This is a genomic window from Aequorivita sp. CIP111184 (assembly GCF_900489465.1).
GTDB lineage: Bacteria > Bacteroidota > Bacteroidia > Flavobacteriales > Flavobacteriaceae > Aequorivita.
This window is the reverse complement of sequence record NZ_UEFQ01000013.1, coordinates 269290-290781: the sequence shown is the minus strand read 5'-3', so window position 1 is coordinate 290781 and position 21492 is coordinate 269290. Positions and strand designations below refer to the sequence as shown.

The following is a 21492-nucleotide window of genomic DNA, read 5'->3' as shown; positions in this document are numbered from 1 at the left end:
GTTAAACGTTACGTTCAATGTATTTTATGATAGAATTTGCGATGTCTTTTCCAGTAGCTTGTTCAATTCCTTCCAAACCTGGGGAGGAGTTTACCTCTAAAATTAACGGCCCGCGGGCAGATTGGAGCATATCTACACCAGCTATTCCCAGTCCCATTGCTTTAGCTGCTTTTAATGCTGCGGTTTCTTCTTCATCTGTAAGTTTAATTACGGAAGCCGTTCCGCCGCGGTGCAAATTACTTCTGAATTCGCCATCTTTCCCTTGTCTTTTCATTGCGCCAACAATCTGTCCGTCCACAATAAATGCGCGAATGTCTGCTCCGCCAGCTTCTTTTATAAATTCCTGAACAATAACTCGCGCTTGCAAATTATTGAAAGCTTCAATCACTGATTCTGCAGCTTTTCGAGTTTCAACCAAAATAACGCCGATACCCTGTGTACCTTCCAACAATTTAATGATTACGGGCGCGCCACCTGCTTGATCCACGATTTCCTTTACGTTTTTTGAATAGTTGGTAAAAACGGTTTTCGGCAATCCCAATCCTGCGCGGGAAAGGATTTGTAAGCTTCTCAATTTATCACGCGAGCGCACCAAAGCTTGCGATTCCGTAGTTGTAAAAACGCGCATCATTTCAAACTGGCGTACAACCGCCGTTCCATAAAAAGTTACAGAAGCACCAATCCTCGGGATAATAGCATCGGTATGATCCAATTTATGCCCTTTGTAATAAATTACCGGATTTTTCTTTTCAATTACAATATCACACTTTGCGTGATTTATAATTTCTACGTCATGGTTTCTGGCTTTTGCAGCTTCCACAAGACGCTGGGTGGAATATAAATTTGCGTTTGCTGATAATATTTTGATATTCATTTTTTTTGCTTTAGCTTAAAGGAAAGGTTAGTTTTATTTATATCCACCATATATTTTTTGCTTAGAAAACTCCTGCCCAAAAGTACGGGAAAACGCATTTCTTCGCGATCGCTCAAAGTTAAATAAATTGGCTCCGTCTTTCCGAATAGAACTACTTCTGTTTTAATTCTGTATCGGGCTTCAGACTGGCCGTTGCTGCTTTTCACCACTTTTACATCATATTCGTCAAACACAATTTCTTTTTCGTGGTAGCTAGGGTGTTCTTCGTCTAAAAAATTACATTTCAAATAACAATCTTCCACCTTCATATTTTTGCAGTGAATGGAAGAAGTATAGGCTCCTGTGTCAATTTTCACTTCAATGTCAAACAGATTTAGTAATGGAAAATCTGCTTTATCTATTCTTCCGATGTTTATTTTCAAGGTTTTTTGGGATTTTGTAAATGCAATTTAAATAATAAAAATTCCATTGCGATATTTATGGGAATAAAATTCCAATGGACAACTGAACGGTCACCTCAAAAAGGCATGCTGTTACTTCTTATTCCTTTCAATATAGCCAATTACGCTTTTCGAAACATTTTTACCCGAAGTGTTCTCAATGCCTTCCAGGCCTGGCGTGCTGTTTATTTCTAAAACCAAAGGACCGTTTTTAGATTGCAAAATATCAACTCCGCAAACGCCAAGACCCAAAGCTTTGGCAGCTTTTATCGCAGTTTTTTCTTCAGCGGTAGAAAGGGAAATAATTTCTGAACTGCCACCACGATGCAGATTGCTGCGAAAATCTCCAATTTTACATTTCCGTTTCATCGCTGCAACTACAACTCCGTCTACAACAATGGCGCGGATGTCTGTACCCTTAGCTTCTTCAATATATTCTTGAAGTATAAATTTTACGCCTGCGGCATTTAAGGTTTCAATAGTAGCCAAAGCGTTCTGCGGGCTTTCGGAAAGAATCACTCCTTCACCATGCGTGCCTTCTAAAAGTTTTATGATTATTGGGTGGCCATTAAAGGTTTTTAATTGTTCTTCAAATTCGAAAAAGGATGCGTAAACAGTTCTAGGAAGAGGAATATGATTTTTCGCCAATATTTGAAAACACGTCCATTTATCACGGCTTTTTAGAATTCCTTCAGAAGAAACTATGCTAAAAACACCCATCGCCTCAAAATGACGTACTACATTGGTTCCAAAATATGTGTTTGAGGCCCCAATTCTAGGAATGATTGCATCAATGTCTTCTACTTTTTCATTTTGAAAATAGAGTGTTGCCTTTCCGTTTTCCACGGCTAGATTGCAATAGGAAGGATCTAAAACCTCCATAGTATGATTTCGCGCTTCACCTGCATTTAAAAGACTTTTGGTGGAATAGAGCGTTTCCCCACGCGATAAAATGGCAATATTCATAGTTAATTATTCTGCGTGCAATTTAACCAAAAAGAACATTGCCAATAAAATCATTAGTTAAAAATTAACGGTTACTTTTCCTCTTAAGAAAAAAGGGGTTCCGGGTGTAAAATGAATTTCTTCCACAGATTCCGGTTCGTCAAACAATCTACTCTCAGTTGCAAATTGGGTTTCATTCCATTCCGTATCGAAAAGATTTTCAATAGCAATTCCAAAAACGAAGTTTCTGAACGTATAATTTATATTGAAATCGGTCACCAAATACCCTTCAGCGATAATACTATTATCTTCGTTTGCGGCTCTATCTTTAATATAACGATAGTTCAATCCTCCAGAAAAATTTGAAATATTTTCAAAAGCAATTCCTCCCGTTGAGGTCAAATCTGGAGCAAGTGGTATATAATCTTTTCCTTTAGGTTGTTCGGTACTTCGGGCGTATGTATAGTTTACATCGCCATAAAAATATAGCCAATCCAAAGCTTCGTAGCGCAACCCAAAGTCAATACCCAATCTACGTGTTTTTCCACTTGGCTCTACAATTCCAGCATCGCCAATGTATACAAATTCCTGTTCCAAAAACAAAGCCCAAAAGGCTGTATTAAAAATAAGATTGTCGGTTAGTTTATAAATTCCACCCAAATCTGCGCCATAGGCTGCGGGTAAAATATCTTTACCACTGTTAGCAACAACTACTCGCGTATCGTTGGAGTGAAAGCCGATTCCTGTTTTAAGAAACAATTGGAAATCGCGGTTCGGGCTATAAATAAAATTTAATTTTGGGCTCGCGAATACTTTGCTTTCACTGCGATTGTCGTATGTTGGAGATAATTTATTTTCATAATCAAACTTGAAATAATCAAGCCGAACTGCTGGATTTATTTTGAAATCACCCAATCTAAATTCGGTATTTAAAAATGCAAAACTGTTTATTTGGTCCACATTGCCATAAGCTAATCTGTTCAGGAGTTCATACCTATTTTTGGTGTGTGAAAGTTCTATATTGTTCACATCGTCATAACGCATGCCAAGTCCGGCGGTGTATTTAAAATCGAGATTTCCTGAATTTATTTTATCTGAAAATTCGGTTTGGAAACCCAGAATATTTCGGTCTTCGCGCTGTGCAATTTGGTCGCCATTTACAGGGTCTTCCAAGAAAAAAGTGAAGTTTGAAAATAGTTCAAAATCATAATGCGAATAATACGCTTTGGTTTCCAATTTTTTATTTTCTGAAAGTAATTTTGAATGATTTATCAGCAAATTTGTTCGGCTGGTGTTTCCACCTTCCGTATCGTCAATGGCGCCAAAACGCCCAATTGAACCATTATCAATTGCACGTTGAGGTATTTGCCCCGAAGCATCCCATTTACTTTGAAAATGCGAAGCGGTAAGCTTTAGTTTTTGATTGTCGGGTAAGCTTAGATTATACTTCGCCATCATATTAAAGCGATTAAAATTCTGAGGTGATTCAAAAGGGCCATTAAAAGTATTCAGCGAAGCGGCAACATAGGCATTGCTGTTTTTTGTATCCAAAAGATTGAATAGACCAACTGTTCTAAAAGCATCATACTGACCATATTCAACGGAAACAGAACTTTTATCTAGCCTATCCAAAGTTTTAAAAGCTACATAGCCCGCGGTAGCAAAATCGCCGTATTCTGCATTATAGGGCCCTTTCCCAAAGGAAATTTTATCGATTGTTTCGGGGATCACAAAATGCAAATCGCTGTAACCTTGTCCGTGTGCGTGCGATACCATATTTACAGGCATTCCATCCACGGAAAGGTTTATGTCCGTTCCATGATCAATGTCAAAACCTCGTAAAAATATCTGCTCTGCTTTTCCACCGCCGGCGTGTTGGCCAATGAAAAGTCCCGGAACTTTTCGGAGTATTTCTTGTGATGATTTTACTGGTGCTATTTTTAAATCTACGGCTACAATTTGGCTGAGTGTATTTACTTCAGGGGTTATGGTTACTTGTTCCAAAGAAACCGCAGCTTCATCTAAAGTTATATTTAATGGTTCTGCAAAACTTTCGGACGTAACGGAGTATTCATAGGTTGCAAAGCCTAAAATTGAAAAGCTAATGTGGTCATTTTCCTTCACGGTTTCAAGTGAAAATTTTCCAAAAGAATCTGTGTGCGTGTGGTTGCCGGAGTTGCGGTCAAAAATCGCCACGTTTTCCAGCGGTTTGTTATTTGGGTCTACAACTTTTCCTTTCAGCGATTGTGATTGCGCAATTCCAAAGCATAGCAGTAGTCCCCATAAGATTGTTCTTTTCATGGGTGATTGGTTTAAATTCGAATAATTAAATGGGTTGAAAGAAGGTTTTTCTTTCAGCAAAAACTATGAAAAGAATGTTTCTGGAGGTGTACTGGGAACGGTTTTAACGGTTTTCGGAATATGAAAAGTAAAGTAGTATATGTGTTCAACAATTGACTTAAACTTAAAATGTATTGCTGGATATTCTTGCGCAAAATGTTTATCCATAGTATAGTTGAAAAACACGCCATCGTGATTCTTTGTGTTTTCTTCCGAAGAAAATATTTTGGAGAAAAAAGTAATTATCTTGTGTTTATGTGTATGCTCAAGGCCTAACAAATGATCTTCTTCGTGGTGCGAATAATCTGTATGCGTCATCACGTGCGAAAAGGTGTGCATTCCCTCTGCAATTTGTTTCTGCATCGGGTTGAGCAAATACAAGGCCGAAAGGAAAAGCACGAAATGCTTTTTAAAAGAAATATGAAATTTGCTTTTAGGCATTTTTATTCAGTTGGTTATAATAGATACGCAATGTTTGCACTCTTGGATTTTCAAAATCTTCCTTTTAACCGTTTCTTAACTATTTTTGATAGTGGAAAAATTCCTTAAAAAACAAAACATAAAGTATCTTTGAACCTATGGCCAATGCTTCGGTAACTCTTCAAATTTCAACACTTCCCGATTCGCCCGGCGTTTATCAGTACTACGATAAAGATGGGAAATTGCTGTATGTGGGCAAGGCAAAAAACCTTAAAAAAAGAGTTTCATCCTATTTTACAAAAAACTTCGACAACAACCGTACGCGGCTTTTGGTGAAGAAAATTGAGACTATAAAGCACATAGTTGTTAAAACCGAAACTGATGCGCTTTTGTTGGAAAACAATCTAATAAAAAATTATCAGCCACGATACAACGTGTTGCTGAAAGACGATAAAAGCTATCCGTGGATCTGTATTAAAAACGAGCGTTTTCCGAGAGTTTTCTCAACTCGGAGAATGATAAAAGATGGTTCAGAATATTATGGTCCGTACACCAGTATGAAAACCGTCCATACTTTATTAGATTTAATAAAAGGTTTATATCCGCTACGTACTTGTAATTATGATCTTTCTGAAGAAAAAATAAGGGCAGACAAATATAAAGTCTGTTTGGAATATCATTTGGGAAACTGTGCCGGTCCTTGTGAAGGTTTCTATTCGGAAAAAGAATATCACGAAAATATTGAAGCGATCCGAAATATTGTAAAGGGAAATTTTAAAGATTCGCTACATAAATTTAAAAGCCAAATGAAGGAGTTGGCGGCAGACTTAAAGTTTGAGCAGGCGCAACGTATAAAGGAAAAGGTTGATGTTTTGGAAAATTATCAATCAAAATCCACGGTCGTAAATCCGAAGATTAATAATGTAGATGTGTTTTCAATTATTTCTGATGAAAGTTATGGTTATATAAACTTTCTTCAACTTTCACATGGGGCAATTATCCGGTCGCACACTTTGGAAATAAAGAAGAAACTAGATGAAACTGACGAAGAATTACTTCAACTTGCAATTGTTGAAATCCGGCAGCGTTTCAATTCACTTACCAATGAAATATATCTGCCTTTTGAAGTAGAATTGGGTGAGGATATAAAAGTACATGTGCCAAAGCTCGGCGACAAAAAGGCAATTCTGGACCTTTCAGAAAGGAACGCTAAATATTACAGAATGGAGCGTTTTAAGCAAGCCAAAATAGTAGATCCGGACCGCCACGAAAAACGGATCATGGCACAGATGAAAAAAGATTTAAGGTTGAGCGAGGAACCGCGACATATTGAATGTTTTGACAATAGTAATATTCAAGGTACAAATCCAGTGGCGGCTTGTGTAGTTTTTAAAGATGGAAAACCCAGTAAAAAGGATTATCGTAAATTTAATATAAAAACCGTTGAAGGTCCGGATGATTTCGCTTCGATGGAAGAAGTTGTGTATCGACGTTACAAAAGATTGTTGGACGAAGAGCAACCATTACCACAACTTATCATCATAGATGGGGGGAAGGGCCAACTTTCCTCAGCTTTGAAAAGTTTGGACAAGTTAGAGTTACGCGGAAAAATAGCGATCGTAGGAATTGCGAAACGTTTGGAAGAATTGTTTTATCCCAATGATCCAATTCCATTGTATTTGGATAAGAAAAGTGAGACCCTAAAAATAATCCAGCAATTAAGGAATGAAGCACACCGTTTTGGCATTACCTTTCACCGAAGTAAGCGGAGTAAACAGGCTTTAAACACAGAGTTGGAAACAATTCCTGGAATTGGAGAAAAAACGGTTGTTGAATTATTAAAGCATTTTAAGAGTACCAAACGGATTGCTTCCGCCAATTTTGAAGAGCTCTCAAAAGTTGTTGGCGCAAGCCGCGCGAACAAGTTGATAGAACATTTTAAAAATGAAAAATAATTTTTTCCAACATTCCAACAATCCCATATTGAAGAAATTACCCTTTATATTATTCCTGATAATATCAACCCTTTCCTTTTCACAAGAAAAAAACGAACAGGATATAAAAGTAGGTCTCGTATTGAGTGGCGGTGGCGCAAAAGGACTTGCGCATATTGGAGCTTTAAAAGTAATTGAAGAAGCGGGTGTTCGTATTGATTATATTGGAGGCACCAGTATGGGGGCTATTATTGGGGCGCTATATGCTTCGGGATATTCTGCAAACCAGCTTGACAGTATTTTTAGCCAAACAAATTTTAGTGTCTTAATACAAGATGATATACCGCGCAGCGCAAAAACTTTTTACGAAAAGCAGGAGGCTGAAAAATATGCGTTGGTTTTGCCCTTTGATAGATTTAAAGTTGGGTTACCTACGGGACTTTCAAAGGGGCAGAATATTTACAACTTGCTTTCAAAATTGACCAGTCACGTTAGTACTATTTCAGATTTTAGTGAACTTCCAATTCCATTTTTTTGCGTTGCAACAAATGTGGAATCGGGCAAAGAAGTTATTTTAGATCACGGGTATCTTCCACGGGCAGTTACAGCTAGCGGAGCATTACCGTCACTTTTTAGTCCTGTTATAATTAATGATAAGGTTTTAATTGATGGAGGCGTTGTAAACAATTATCCCATTAACGAAGTGCGCGCTAAAGGAATGGATATTATTATAGGAATTGATGTGCAGGACAGCCTTAAAACCCGTAATAATTTAAAATCTGCTTTTGATGTTTTGGTACAGATAAACAATTACCGAACTATTAAAGATATGATTGAAAAGCGCAAACAAACCGATATTTATATACACCCAAATATTGAGGATTTTTCTGTTGTATCTTTTGATGATGGGAAAAATATTATAGCCTCCGGTGTTGATGCAGCAGATTCTTTTAAGGAGGAACTTGCAAAACTGGCTTCCCAACAAAAACATGCTGAAAAGGAGAAAATTAACTTTGAAAGCCAAGACACTATTTTTATAAAGGAAGTAAAAATTGAGGGAATCGAAAAGTACACTCGTAGTTATGTATTGGGAAAACTCAAATTGAGAACTCCAGACAAAATTTCGTATAAAGATTTTAGCGAAGGCATCAACAATCTATCGGCAACGGGAAATTTTCAAGATATTAACTATAAACTTTTTGAAGATGATAACAATGAAAATACGTTGCTCTTACAATTGCGAGAAAGCAATTCTTCTATGATGCTTCGTTTTGCAGCACATTATGATGATCTTTTTAAAACGGCCGCTTTAGTGAATATAACAAAAAAACGGCTTTTTACTAATAATGATATTGCGTCTTTAGATTTGATTGCGGGGGATAATCTTCGCTATAATTTTGAATATTATATAGACAAAGGTTTTTACTGGAGTGTAGGCTTCAATTCAAAATATCACTTTTTTGAAACTGATGTGCCGTTGAGTTTTGTTGGGGCCGATCTAAATGCAGAGCTTTCGTTGCCTATTAATAAACTATCAGTAAAGTATAGCGATTTCACCAATCAGCTTTATATTGAAACACTTTTCCGTAGAACCTTTATTCTTGGTTTGGGAGGAGAACATAAATACCTGCGATATCTATCTGAAACTATTGGTACTGATGAAAACAACTTGCCGCGCACCGTTTTTGAGAGTACTAATTATTATAGTGCTTTTGGGTTTTTGAAATACGACAGCTATGACAATAGCTTTTTCCCAAAAAGTGGCATTTATTTTTCTGGCGACTTTCACTGGTATCTTTTGGCTCACGGGCGTAATAAAGATTTTGAACCATTTTCACTTGCAAAGGCAAAAATGGGTTATGCGCATACATTTTTTAGAAATTTTTCTGCACACATGACTGCTGAAGGGGGGTTTAAATGGGGTGGGCCTGAAACCACTACACTTGATTTTGCGCTAGGAGGATATGGTTTTAAGGAGATGAACAATATTATTCCATTTATGGGATATGAAACAATTTCACTTCGCGGAAATACTTATCTTAAATCTACACTTACATTTGATTATGAAATATTCAGAAAGAACCATATAAATATTTCGGCAAACATAGCCAATATTGGTAACGATCTATTTGAGACAGGGCAGTGGATAGATGGAGTAGATTACTCGGGAATTTCCGCGGGCTATGGCTTGGAAACAGTTTTGGGCCCCATGGAAATTAAATATTCCTATTCTCCCGAACTAGACAAAAGTGAATGGTATGTGGCTTTAGGCTATCGGTTTTAGCATAAACTTAAACGTTTAGCTCCAATATTTTTCCGATATTTGTGTACAAAATTTCAAATTATGCCTTTCTATCATAAACTGGGCAAAATACCGCCCAAACGCCACACCCAATTCCGAAAACCGGATGGAAGTCTCTATTCAGAGCAACTTTTTGGCACCATAGGTTTCGATGGGATGTACAGTAATATTTACCATGAATACAGACCCACACAGGTAAAGGAAATTAAAAAGCAGTACAGTGTTGCACCAAAGATTGCGCGCGCTAATAATATGGAATCTTTGCGATTGAAGGGTTTTGATATAAAACCTGAAAAAGATTATCTCAGCAGCCGAAAAACAGTACTTACAAATAGCGATTGCAGCATTATACTTGCCGCTCCCCAAGAATCTCTAAAAGATTATTTTTATAAAAATACGGATGCTGATGAACTGATATTCATTCACAAAGGGAGCGGAAAACTGCGAACTTTTTTAGGGAATATCGATTTTAAATACGGGGATTATCTTTTAGTGCCACGCGGAATTATTTATCAAATAGATTTTGAAACAGAAGACAACCGTCTTTTTATTGTTGAATCGCGAAGGCCAATTTATACACCTAAAAGATATAGAAATTGGTTTGGGCAATTGCTTGAACATTCACCCTATTGTGAACGCGATATTCGCAAACCCCAAGAACTTGAAACCCATGATGAAAAAGGCGAGTTTTTGGTAAAAGTGAAAAAGCACGATGATATTTTTGAAATGGTTTACGCCTCACATCCTTTTGATGTAGTGGGGTATGACGGTTACAATTTTCCATACGCTTTTTCTATCCACGATTTTGAGCCTATTACAGGCCGAATTCACCAACCGCCACCAGTGCATCAAACATTTGAAACGGATGCGTTTGTAGTTTGTAGTTTTGTACCTCGCCTTTATGATTATCATCCGGATAGCATTCCAGCGCCATACAATCATAGCAATATTGATAGCGATGAGGTGTTGTATTATGTAGACGGTGATTTTATGAGTCGAAACGATATTGAAGCAGGACAAATCACCCTTCACCCAGCGGGAATTCCTCATGGGCCACACCCTGGCGCAGTAGAACGAAGTATAGGAAAAACTAAAACAGAAGAACTAGCAGTGATGGTAGATACTTTCAAACCCTTGCAAGTTACAGAGGATGGATTGAAACTTTCTGATGGAACGTACTATCAAAGTTGGCTAGAATAGTCAATTTGCGAATTAGTTGATTAGCGAATGGGGTGTTTAACTAATAGTGATATTTAAATTTATTATGCAATTTACATTCAGTGAAAAGTATAAGGATAATGTTATATTAAAGGAAACATTTGAGTTTGCTGTTGCAATAGTTTTATATGCTGAGAAATTAGAAGAAAAACGAAAATTTGTACTGGCCAACCAAATATTAAAATCGGCCACTTCAATTGGAGCAAATGCCAAAGAAGCTCAAAATGCTGAAAGTAGTGCTGATTTCATTCATAAAATGAAAATAGCATTAAAAGAAGCAGACGAAACAGAATACTGGTTATTTGTTTGTCAGCAATAGAGGGCTATCCCAACTGTAGTGAGGAACTACTTAAGTTTAACGGAATTTTAAAAATTTTAAATAAAATTATAAGTTCCAGCAAAAAGAAATAGAAAATAATATTGGGGATTAATTAGGTATTTATTATCACTAATTCGCTAATTGACACATAAACTAATTGAATATTTAATTATGAGCAAAGAAGTAAAATCAGTCGATTACGGACTGGAAAAAATATTTGAAGGCGCTGAAGATTTTCTGCCTTTATTAGGAACTGATTACGTAGAATTTTACGTGGGTAACGCAAAACAAAGTGCCCATTTTTATAAAACGGCCTTCGGTTTTCAATCATACGCCTATAAAGGTTTGGAAACAGGTTCACGTGATTCTGTGAGTTATGTTTTAAAACAGGATAAAATTAGGCTGGTGCTTACCACACCTTTAAATAGCAATTCTCCAATAAATGACCATTTAGTTAAACACGGCGATGGTGTTAAAGTTATTGCTCTATGGGTTGAAGATGCGCGCAGCGCTTTTGAAGAAACAACCAAGCGTGGTGCCAAACCTTTTATGGAACCTACTGTAGAAAAAGATGAACACGGTGAAGTAGTACGCAGCGGAATTTATACGTATGGCGAAACTGTGCATATTTTTGTAGAACGTAAAAACTATAACGGACAATTTTTGCCAGGTTTCCGTGAATGGAAAAGTGATTACAACCCAACTCCAACGGGTCTTAAGTATATAGATCATATGGTTGGAAACGTAGGCTGGGGTCAAATGAACAAATGGGTAAAATGGTATGAGGACGTAATGGGCTTTGTAAACTTCCTTTCATTTGATGACAAGCAAATACACACCGAATATTCAGCGCTGATGAGCAAAGTGATGAGTAATGGTAACGGACGTATTAAATTTCCGATTAACGAACCCGCTAAAGGAATAAAAAAGTCGCAGATTGAAGAATATCTTGATTTCTATGAAGATTCAGGAGTGCAGCATTTAGCCGTTGCAACGGATGATATTATTAAAACGGTAAGCCAACTCAAAAAACGTGGCATAGAATTTTTGCCGCCACCACCGCAAGCTTATTATGATGATATACCACGCCGATTGGGCGATCACATGAAAATGATGAAGGAAGACATCAACGAGCTAAAAAATCTCTCTATTATGATTGATGCAGATGAAGAAGGTTATCTGCTTCAAATATTCACAAAACCTTTAGAAGATCGACCAACACTGTTTTTTGAAATCATTCAGCGTATGGGTGCAAAAGGTTTTGGAGCTGGAAACTTTAAAGCACTTTTTGAGTCCATTGAACGCGAACAGGAACAAAGAGGAACTTTATAATATGTAACAATTTTAAAACCCCATCGTCTTAAGAAGGTGGGGTTTTATTTTTTTGGAATGGTAGTTGTATTTTTAAAGCCATAAACACCCAAAGTATCTATTTATGAAAAAGCTGCTAACGCTTTTAATTCTTTTTTGTAATATATTTTTTCTTTCCGCACAGGAAAGAGCTTACGGCAATGGCGAATATTTCAAATTTCGTGTACATTATGGTTTTGTTACAGCTGGTTATGCAACTCTCAATGTAAAAAATGCCACAGTAAACGGAAAAGATGTTTTCCACGTGCGCGGCTTTGGCGAAACCGTAGGTGTCTCAAAATGGTTTTTTAAAGTTGAAGACGATTATCAATCCTATATTGACAAGGAAAAGGACATTCCGTACAGATTTATAAGAAAAATTGACGAAGGCGGTTACACCAAAGACATTCAGATTGATTTCAATCACTCCACAAATAGAGCATCTGTAAACGATAAGAAAAAGAATGAAACCACAGTGTTTTCTTTCCCAAAGGAAACGCAGGATATGATCTCGGCGTTTTATTTCCTCCGGAATAAATTGGAAACCGAAAACATCAAAGAAGGTGATGTAGTTGAAATGAACATGTTTTTTGACAAAGAAAATTATAAATTCAGGCTCAAATTCCTTGGAAAAGAGATTTTAGATACTAATTTTGGGCGCGTCCGAACTTTGATTTTTAGACCATACGTACAATCAGGAAGGGTTTTTAAAGAAAAGGAAAGTCTAACAGTTTGGATTAGTGATGATAACAATAAAATACCGCTGCTCATAAAAGCAGATTTGGCTGTAGGTTCCCTAAAAGCAACCTTGACCGAATTTAAAGGATTGCAACATTCCTTTAAAATATTAGCAGATCAATAAATATAATACCGAAAATTCCCCCAGCATTGAAGAATTTAATTTTAGCCGCATTAACACTTATCCTGCTTAGTACCGCTTGTGAAAACAAAAAAGACAAAATAGCCGAGACAAACAAGGTTGTAGCAGATCCTATTATAAAACAATATGGTTATACTCTCAATGACTTTGATGTAGTAAGAGATACCATTAGAAAGGGCGATACTTTTGGTGATATTCTGTTTGCAAATGGTGTTTCCCAGGAAAAAATAATGCAAGTAGCCACTAAATTCCGTGATAGTTTTGATGTGCGCAAAATAGTAGTAGGTAAACCTTATGTGCTCCTAAATTCCAAAGATTCCCTTAAAAAAACCCAGGTTTTTATTTATGAAACCAATAACGTGGACTATGCCGTAGTAGATTTTAGAGACACACTTTCTATTTTTAATAGTCAAAAACCAGTTCGTTATGAAGAACGGGAAGCGTCTGGTGTAATAACCAGTTCGCTATCCGCAACTATGGAGGAGCAGAACTTAAGTCCTTATATGACGGATCAACTGGCAAATATTTACGCGTGGACCATTAACTTTTTTAAATTGCAACCCGGAGATCGGTTTAAAGTAATTTATACCGAGAAATTTATAGAAGACACTATTCCTGGTGGACTTCAAGAAATAAAAGCTGCCTATTTTGAACATGGAGGGAAACATTTGTATGCCTTTAAATTTTCTTCAGATTCTTTGGGAAAAATCTCAGGTTATTATGATGAAAATGCAAATAATTTAAAGCGAGCTTTTTTGAAAGCTCCAGTAGCATTTAGCCGTATATCTTCTCGCTACAACCTTAACAGACGCATAAAATATTATGGTTTCAAACTACGTCCGCACCGAGGAACCGACTTTGCGGCGCCAGTAGGCACCCCAATTATGGCAACCGCTGACGGCGTGGTAACAAAGTCTGAACGAAGAGGAGGTAATGGAAATTACGTTAAAATACAGCATAATGGCACCTACGAAACCCAATACCTTCATATGAAAGCCAGAAACGTAAAAGCGGGACAACATGTAAGCCAAGGCGATGTAATTGGCTGGATAGGAATGACAGGGAACACCAGTGGTCCACACGTTTGTTATCGTTTCTGGAAAAACGGAAAAGAAGTAGATCCTTTTAAAGAAGATACGCCATTTTCCCAACCACTTCCTAAAGAACTTCACGAGCAATATTTTGCAAATCTGCTTCCAATGAAGGATAATTTGGACTGCATTTCTTTTTAAACTTATCTTAGATTTAACATGTTGATAATATGTTATTAAATAACTGTTGGGTATTCAGTGGTTTAGGCTTAAATTTTTATCTTTATTAGCAATTATTTTTCTTAAAGATTTCTTAATAAGAATAGTTGGTTGTAATCTATTTAAGATTGTATTTTTGCCGAAATTTTAAACCAAAACTCAAACTCATGAGAAAATTATTATTTCTTATTTTACTATTAGGCGGGTTTTCTGCCTTTGCACAAGGAACAGTTACTGGAACAGTAATTGATTCGGAATCCCAAATGACTTTGGCAGGAGCCAATGTTTTAGAAGTTGGCACTTCAAATGGTGCAATCACCGATTTTGATGGAAATTTCACCTTGAAGGTTCTTAAAAATTCAGGTAATGTTTCAATTTCATTCGTTGGTTATGAGACTAAAACAATTTCTTACACTTTACAAAACAATGCCCTTAATTTAGGGAAAATTGTATTGTTGCCTGATGCAAATGCATTGCAAGAAGTTGTTATTACTGCCTCTGGAGTAGTTGATATAGCGAAGGATCGTCAAACTCCGGTTGCCGTTTCAACCATTCGTGCTGTAGAAATTCAAGAAAAACTTGGATCACAGGAATTCCCTGAAATTTTAAATAATACTCCTTCTATTTATGCTACCAAGCAAGGAGGTGGATTTGGAGATGCACGTATAAACATTCGTGGTTTCGACACTCAAAACTCTGCTATACTTATTAATGGTATTCCAGTTAATGATATGGAAAATGGTCAGGTGTATTGGAGTAACTGGGCTGGTCTTTCAGATGTTGCCTCTGCTATTCAAGTACAACGAGGTTTAGGTTCATCAAAACTTACGGTTTCTTCTGTTGGTGGAACCATAAATGTTGTAACGCGCAGTGCTGATAGAAAGCAAGGCGGATTTTTTTCAGGAAGTGTTGGAAATGATAATTATTTAAAAAATGTAATCTCTTATTCAACAGGTCTTTCAGAAAACGGCTGGTCTGGCTCTTTCTTGGTAAGTAGAACTGAAGGGAATGGATATGTAGATGGTACTGAGTTTGAAGGCTACAACTATTATATTGGAGTTGGCTTTAAACCAAATGACAAACACCAATTTGAATTTACGCTTACTGGAGCACCACAGCAACACAATCAACGTGGTTTTGCACCATCATTGAATGACTACATAAAATATGGTAAAGACGGAGAGCCACGTATTAAATACAATAGTGATTGGGGTATACGCAATGGTAAGGAATTTACATTTGGCGGAAACTTTTATCACAAACCATTAGCATCCTTAAACTGGGATTGGACTATTAGTGAAAAATCAAAACTTAGCACTTCTGCATACGCTTCCTTTGGTCGTGGTGGATCAGTTGGTTCAATAGGTAGAATTAACGGACAACAATCTTTTTCTGGTGTTTTCAAAAATGAGAACGGTATCATCCGAGTTGATGATATTGTCGCATGGAACAACGGAGCCAACATTCCAGATTTTGGTGGCCCAAGACAAGGATATACAGGAGGCGGTGGAGCCTTTCAAGGTGCTTTTGTAAATGGAAACAGCAGCAGCTCTTCATTTGTGGATGACAATGGTTATGTAAGAGGCCCACAAAATGGTATCTCCCAAAGATCTTCTGTAAACTCCCACAACTGGTTTGGTTTAATATCTAGCTTCGAAACAAAATTAAGCGAATCATTAACGATGGATCTAGGAGTTGATTTACGTTCTTACACAGGATATCACTATAGAAGACTAGTAGATCTTTTAGGTGGTGATACTTATGTAGACAGCGATAACATAAATAGCCCTTACAGGTTTTTAAATGAAACCTATAAACCTACCGTTGGTAATACACTTAACGTTTTCAAAAGTATTGATGACGAAGAAAAAATTGATTATTACAATGATGGTAAAGTAAGTTGGCTTGGAGCTTTTGGACAATTGGAATATTCACAAGATGCAATTTCTGCGTTTATCCAAGGTGCGGTTTCAAATCAAGGATTCCAGAGAATCGATTATTTCAACTATTTGGATTCAGATCCAGAACAAGAGTCAGATGTTGAAAATATCTTAGGAGGAAATGTAAAAGGAGGAGTTAACTTTAACATTGATGAAAAAAACAACATCTTTGCGAATGCTGGTTACTATTCAAAACAACCTTTATTTGATGCAGTTTTTCCAAGCTTTGTTTCCAATGATGTGAATACTGATCTTAAAAACGAAAAAATTATTGGAACTGAAATTGGATACGGATTTAGAACAAGAGGTTTTCGTGCAAACATTAATTTGTATCGCACAAGTTGGGCTGATAGATTTTCAACCATTTCACAGAATATTGATGTAAACAACACTCCAGATGATTCAGGAGATGATGTTCGTGGAACTGCTAACCTTCAAGGTATAAAGCAAGTGCATATGGGTGCAGAATTTGATTTTACTGCTCGTGTAAATAGCGTACTTGAATTTATGGGTATGGTTTCATACGGAGACTGGCGTTATAAAGGCAACGTTTCGGCATCCTTTTTTGATGAAAGCAACCAACCTATTATTGTGAACGGACAGGAGAGTGTAGGTACATTGTATTTGGATGACATTAAAGTAGGTGATGCCGCACAATTTACGGCTAGCTTGGGTACAGCTGTTCATATTTTGGAAAATCTAAAAATTGATGCCAACTATCGTTTTGCAGACAAACTTTACGCTTCCATAAATGCTACAGATTTTGCAACTGCCGATAATGACGGATCTTTGGAACTTCCAAGTTATGGATTGTTAGATGCAGGCTTATCTTGGAGCGTACCTTTTATCAATAATCAGGATTTGGTTTTCCGTTTAAACGTTAATAACGTTTTAAATGAAACATATATTTCAGAATCTGAAACCAATATATTTGCTGGCGAAGGAGATACTACGTATGATGGTATTTCAACTCAAAACCGTGTTTTCTTTGGTTTTGGAACTACTTGGAATACCAGCGTTCGTTTTAATTTCTAAGCATTAAATTTAGAATTAACTAAGAAGTCCTGGAAGAATATTCCAGGACTTCTTTTTGTATAAATAACCTATCTTTGAAGGACATTTAAAAAATACACGTATGTACACAACTATTCAATTTATACATTCCTACTGGGCTTATTTAGTGCTTCTTATTGTAGTACTGGCAACATTGAATGCCCTTGCGGGTTTTTTCTCAAAAAGAGAATACGGGGCAAAAGATTTTAGAATTTCACTTTTCGCTCTTATTGTTACACACATTCAATTATTGATAGGTTTAATTTTATATTTTGTTTCCCCCTTGGGATTGCAGAATATTACCAATTCTGGAATGGGTGCAGTAATGAAAGATTCTAACGCCCGTCTTTACGCTGTGGAACACCCGATGGTTATGATTTTGACGGTAATTTTTATTACAATCGGTTATTCAAAACACAAAAAGAAATTGCTTTCGAGCGGAAAATTTAAAATCCTCGCAATATTTTATACCATTGCACTGGTTTTAATGCTAAGCAGAATTCCGTGGAGCCAATGGTTCTAAAAATTACATATTTTATATAAAAAAAATCCTGCTGTTAATTTTCAGCAGGATTTCTTATTTAAAATAAAAAAGCTATTCTGCTTTAGTTTTTAGACGCCTGTGAGATACAAAAATCAATATGCCAATAAGTATTATCGAAACAATAGAAGCATTGAGCGTGCCAAGATCCAAGCCACCTTTTGTAGTTGGTTTGGTTAAAAAATCTCCAAAAGTTGCTCCAAACGGACGGGTAAAAATAAAGGCAATCCAAAACAGGACAATTTGGTTTATTTTGGTAAAGTAATGTAGCAATACTACAATTAATATAATGCTCGCAGTAACCAGTGCACCGTTCAAATAGCTCATTCCAATCACGTCGCTAAGGTAATCTCCAAAGGCAGTTCCCAAACTATTTGAAAATAAAATTGCAACCCAATAAAAAATTTCTTTATCCCTTTCATAAATAGGAAATACACTCAAGCCTTTAAATCTTTTATGCCATAATAATAATGTTGCCAACAAACAACCAAGCAAAATAATACTACCGAGGGTATAGCCCAAATTCAAACTACGATCCATAAAATCTGAAATCTCAGTTCCCAAAGTTGTAGTTGCTATAATGACCAGCCAATAAAAAGCTGGAATGTATTTTTTTGAAAACAATTGTATTAAGAGAACAGTCAAAAAGAAAACTGCCGTTATAACTATACCTATTGCATATCCCAAGTTAAGAGTCATTGATAAAAAATCACCCAGAGTTTCACCAAGCGTCGTAGCAATAATTTTCATTAACCAGAAGATTAATGTAATCTCTGCTACTTTATTTAAAGTTTTCATGTTTTTTTTTTAATTAATGTTAAGTAAAATTCCTGCCCCTAGCTGTTTTCCGTTGTAAAAAGGCGCAACCATCGCTGTAGTTTTGTTTTCTTTTGTCTTAAAGATGTGTTTGTCTATAAGTGGAAAAACCCAATACGCGATTTTTGTGGATATAATGCCTATACCAGCACCCATTGCCACATCTGTAAGCCAGTGTTTATTATTGTATATTCTGAAAAATCCCGTTCCCGTAGCAACCAAATATCCTGATATTCCATACCATAATGACACATCTTTATATTCTTGCCACAAAAATTCTGCACTTGCAAAAGCGGTTGCTGTATGGCCCGAGGGAAAAGAATTGAACCCACTTTTGTCCGGCCTTTGTATATGGGTTGTTTTCTTCATTACAGAAACCCAAGTTCCCATAAGAAAGTAGGAAGTTCCCAAAATAATACTTCGGTCTTTGAAATTATTTTTGCCTTCAATGCCAAAAAGATTAAGGCTATAAACCGCCAATGCAGGAGCGTATTGTGAGAAATCATCAATAGTAAATTTATCGTCAATATCTTCCGTAACTTCTTCCTGAATATTTGCGTTGAGCCCTTTTAAACCATCACTTTCAATACCAATAATTCCATAAGCCATCAAGGCGGAAGGAATAATTAATGCTTTATAATCAAATTTTAGATATTCCTTTTTTATAGTTACAATACTATCTGTTTTTATAATTTCCTGAGAAAAAACAGTATTGATTGTTAGGAATAATAAAAGAATTATGGGTTTAGCTTTCATAAATTCTGTAGGTTTTAAAAAAGGCAACACGTTTTTACGTGTTGCCTTTTGGGTTAAATCAATCCTCTGAATCCCCATCCTGAAATTCTTTTCCGTTAATATCATAAAACAATTCTTTAGTGCCGAAAAGTTGTTTTATCTCTATTTCATAATTCGTGGACCCTATTGAAGTTTCTATTTTTGCAACCCCTTTTACTTTGGTATCCTTATGGGTGGCTATAAAGTTTTGCTTTACTGCTTGGGGTAGTTCATTATAAGTAATTACATGCTCAGTTTCCAGCCATTTTCCAGCATCAGAAAAGTTTGCAGAATATTTTGCGCCGCATATTTGGAACTCGGCTTCATATTCGTGATCATTTTCTTTATCCCAAGAAATATTTGTGGCGTTGGAGAATTTTATTTTGAAAGCGGAATCTACTTCGATTGGCACTTTTTTTTGTGCACAACCTGCTGCACTGGCCAATATAACGGCCAAGGCAAAGAAAAATATATTTTTCATTTTTGCTTGTTTAAATTAATACTGATTGCTCCGCTTGAAATTAAAACGAAGTTATAAAAATATAAATCAAGCAGTTATAGGAGGGTGAAAAACCTTTGAAGTGTAATTTGAGACCAAAAAATCCTCGGAAGTATAAATGATTTCTTTTGGTTCAATATTTTTAAAAATAGCTGCTTTAAAGGTGAGCGGACTTATAAACTGAAATAAGGTTATTTGTGAATGGTTTTGCGTTTGGAGTGGAGTGTGTGGTTTTTGTTCGTCGCCGTTATCGTGTTTGTCAAATATTCCGTCAAAATTCAAGAGATGATCCGTTACAAAATCGAATGGGGTCATGTCTTTATCTTCGTGTGTTTTGCAGTGGCTATACATTTCCGGAAGGTCTGGTAATATTGAGAAATTTCCCATCGGCAAACAAAATGTTCCCAATGTGTAAAATGATAGAAAGAGAATTTTTAGCACTTTTAACACAAATGTTTAACGAATAAAAAACAAATTTATTGAGCAGGTTCGGGGTTAATTGGGTTTATGTTTTTTTTAGTTCGAAACCTTTTTCTTTATTAAATAAATATAAACAGGAAAATGATCACTATAGCCACCCGTGAACCCATTAACAAAGCTGCGGAAAGGATAACCTTTGTATTGCCCGCGCGGTGTTGTTAAATAATTTTTATTGAAAATTCCAGCTTTGTAAAAACGATAGGAAGAATAATCTTTTTTAGTCAACTCTGTTGATATTATTATTTGATCAAAGAGGTTCCAAGCATCACGATAAGCTAGTGTGCCCATTCCTCTTTTATACATATTCTCCATTGGGTTGTAAAGTTCTTTTAGCTTTAAGTCGTCCTTTTCGCTTTTTGTTTTCAATACATCCTTAATACTGGGACTTATTGGGTCGTCATTTAAATCGCCCATGGTTATTATTTTTGCATACGGATTTTCGCTGAACAATGAATCCATTATATGTTTATTGAGTTGTGCTGCCTTCAATCTTTTGGGCCGGCTCAATGCTTCGCCTCCACTTCGCGATGGCCAGTGGTTGACAATTATATTTATTTTTTCACCATCTAGCATTCCACTTACCAAAAGTTGATCTCTGGTATAAACTCGCTTTGTTCGGTCGTTGTCGTTATACAATAATAATTCATAAGCTTTGGAAGCTATGGGGATAAATATTTTTTTCTGATAAAGTAATGCCACATCAATGCCACGTCTGTCTGGGCTATCAAAATGAACAATACCATAGTCTTTGCTCACCAATGGGTTTTGGTTTAGCAAATCTTCAAGCACACGGCGGTTTTCAATTTCGCTTACTCCAATAATTGCAGGCGAATTTCCAGTAATATCCTCGCCAATTTCTGAAATAACTTTTGCCATATTAGCCAACTTCGCCTCGTAAATTTCCTGCGTCCAATGATCTTTTCCTTCAGGTGTGCGGTCATCATCAAAAGTAAGTGGGTCATTTTCGTAATCGAAAAGATTTTCAACGTTATAAAAAGCAATCGTGTTTATTTTATACTCTTTTTCTGTTTGGGAAAATGAAAAGGTAGCATAGCATAAGAACAGAAAAATGTGATATTTAAAAAGCTTTGATTTCATCGATTAAAATATTTAATTT

At 36.3% G+C, this 21492-nt stretch carries 19 protein-coding genes; 9 read left to right on the top strand and 10 right to left on the bottom strand.

Features of this window, described 5'->3' with window-relative positions; genetic code table 11:
* Nucleotide 1 precedes the first annotated feature (1 nt).
* The 5 genes from rimK to AEQU1_RS01410 form a co-directional block, all read right to left on the bottom strand.
* A complete protein-coding gene (gene rimK, locus AEQU1_RS01430; RefSeq protein ID WP_111878204.1) occupies nt 2-874 on the bottom strand; it encodes a 30S ribosomal protein S6--L-glutamate ligase in 873 nt (290 codons plus the stop codon).
* Complete coding sequence (locus tag AEQU1_RS01425; protein WP_111878202.1) at nt 871-1296, bottom strand: RimK/LysX family protein; 426 nt, start codon at nt 1294-1296, stop codon at nt 871-873. Before AEQU1_RS01425 ends, rimK begins: the two co-directional genes overlap by 4 nt.
* Before the next feature lie 111 nt (nt 1297-1407).
* Complete coding sequence (locus AEQU1_RS01420; RefSeq protein WP_111878200.1) at nt 1408-2280, bottom strand: RimK family alpha-L-glutamate ligase; 873 nt, start codon at nt 2278-2280, stop codon at nt 1408-1410.
* Nucleotides 2281-2337: 57 nt separating this feature from the next.
* Nucleotides 2338-4560: a TonB-dependent receptor gene (locus AEQU1_RS01415; protein WP_111879018.1), complete on the bottom strand. Its 2223-nt coding sequence runs from the start codon at nt 4558-4560 to the stop codon at nt 2338-2340.
* 63 nt (nt 4561-4623) lie between these two features.
* Nucleotides 4624-5040, bottom strand: coding sequence for a hypothetical protein (locus AEQU1_RS01410; RefSeq protein WP_146743699.1), 417 nt, complete (start codon nt 5038-5040; stop codon nt 4624-4626).
* 137 nt (nt 5041-5177) lie between these two features.
* Between AEQU1_RS01410 and uvrC the strand changes: the two genes are divergently transcribed.
* The 9 genes from uvrC (at nt 5178) to AEQU1_RS01365 (ending at nt 17788) form a co-directional block, all read left to right on the top strand.
* A complete protein-coding gene (gene uvrC / locus AEQU1_RS01405) occupies nt 5178-6974 on the top strand; it encodes an excinuclease ABC subunit UvrC (RefSeq protein WP_111878195.1) in 1797 nt (598 codons plus the stop codon).
* A complete protein-coding gene (locus AEQU1_RS01400; RefSeq protein WP_111878193.1) occupies nt 6964-9237 on the top strand; it encodes a patatin-like phospholipase family protein in 2274 nt (757 codons plus the stop codon). Before uvrC ends, AEQU1_RS01400 begins: the two co-directional genes overlap by 11 nt.
* A gap of 60 nt (nt 9238-9297) precedes the next feature.
* Nucleotides 9298-10455, top strand: a complete 1158-nt coding sequence (locus AEQU1_RS01395; RefSeq protein ID WP_111878192.1) for a homogentisate 1,2-dioxygenase — start codon at nt 9298-9300, stop codon at nt 10453-10455.
* Nucleotides 10456-10519: 64 nt separating this feature from the next.
* Nucleotides 10520-10792, top strand: coding sequence for a four helix bundle protein (locus tag AEQU1_RS01390; protein WP_258455077.1), 273 nt, complete (start codon nt 10520-10522; stop codon nt 10790-10792).
* Nucleotides 10793-10963: 171 nt separating this feature from the next.
* On the top strand, nt 10964-12124 hold the full coding sequence (hppD, locus tag AEQU1_RS01385; protein ID WP_111878190.1) for a 4-hydroxyphenylpyruvate dioxygenase: 1161 nt from the start codon (nt 10964-10966) through the stop codon (nt 12122-12124).
* 103 nt (nt 12125-12227) lie between these two features.
* Entirely contained in the window at nt 12228-13004 is a 777-nt protein-coding gene (locus tag AEQU1_RS01380; protein ID WP_111878188.1) for a DUF3108 domain-containing protein, read from the top strand.
* 26 nt (nt 13005-13030) lie between these two features.
* On the top strand, nt 13031-14254 hold the full coding sequence (locus tag AEQU1_RS01375; protein WP_111878187.1) for a peptidoglycan DD-metalloendopeptidase family protein: 1224 nt from the start codon (nt 13031-13033) through the stop codon (nt 14252-14254).
* A gap of 185 nt (nt 14255-14439) precedes the next feature.
* Nucleotides 14440-17247, top strand: a complete 2808-nt coding sequence (locus tag AEQU1_RS01370) for a TonB-dependent receptor domain-containing protein (RefSeq protein WP_111878185.1) — start codon at nt 14440-14442, stop codon at nt 17245-17247.
* A 100-nt stretch (nt 17248-17347) separates the two neighbouring features.
* Nucleotides 17348-17788 carry a hypothetical protein gene (locus AEQU1_RS01365; protein ID WP_111878184.1) on the top strand — a complete coding sequence of 147 codons (441 nt, stop codon included), beginning with the start codon at nt 17348-17350 and terminating at the stop codon, nt 17786-17788.
* Nucleotides 17789-17860: 72 nt separating this feature from the next.
* Here the strand turns inward: AEQU1_RS01365 and AEQU1_RS01360 are convergent, their stop codons facing one another.
* The 5 genes from AEQU1_RS01360 to AEQU1_RS01340 all read right to left on the bottom strand — a co-directional run bounded on the left by AEQU1_RS01360 (nt 17861) and on the right by AEQU1_RS01340 (nt 21473).
* Nucleotides 17861-18604: a hypothetical protein gene (locus AEQU1_RS01360; RefSeq protein WP_111878182.1), complete on the bottom strand. Its 744-nt coding sequence runs from the start codon at nt 18602-18604 to the stop codon at nt 17861-17863.
* Nucleotides 18605-18613: 9 nt separating this feature from the next.
* Entirely contained in the window at nt 18614-19378 is a 765-nt protein-coding gene (locus tag AEQU1_RS01355; protein WP_111879017.1) for a phosphatase PAP2 family protein, read from the bottom strand.
* 58 nt (nt 19379-19436) lie between these two features.
* Entirely contained in the window at nt 19437-19877 is a 441-nt protein-coding gene (locus AEQU1_RS01350) for a PepSY-like domain-containing protein (RefSeq protein WP_111878181.1), read from the bottom strand.
* Nucleotides 19878-19943: 66 nt separating this feature from the next.
* Nucleotides 19944-20336, bottom strand: coding sequence for a hypothetical protein (locus tag AEQU1_RS01345; RefSeq protein ID WP_146743698.1), 393 nt, complete (start codon nt 20334-20336; stop codon nt 19944-19946).
* Nucleotides 20337-20411: 75 nt separating this feature from the next.
* On the bottom strand, nt 20412-21473 hold the full coding sequence (locus AEQU1_RS01340; protein ID WP_111878178.1) for an endonuclease/exonuclease/phosphatase family protein: 1062 nt from the start codon (nt 21471-21473) through the stop codon (nt 20412-20414).
* Nucleotides 21474-21492 lie beyond the last annotated feature (19 nt).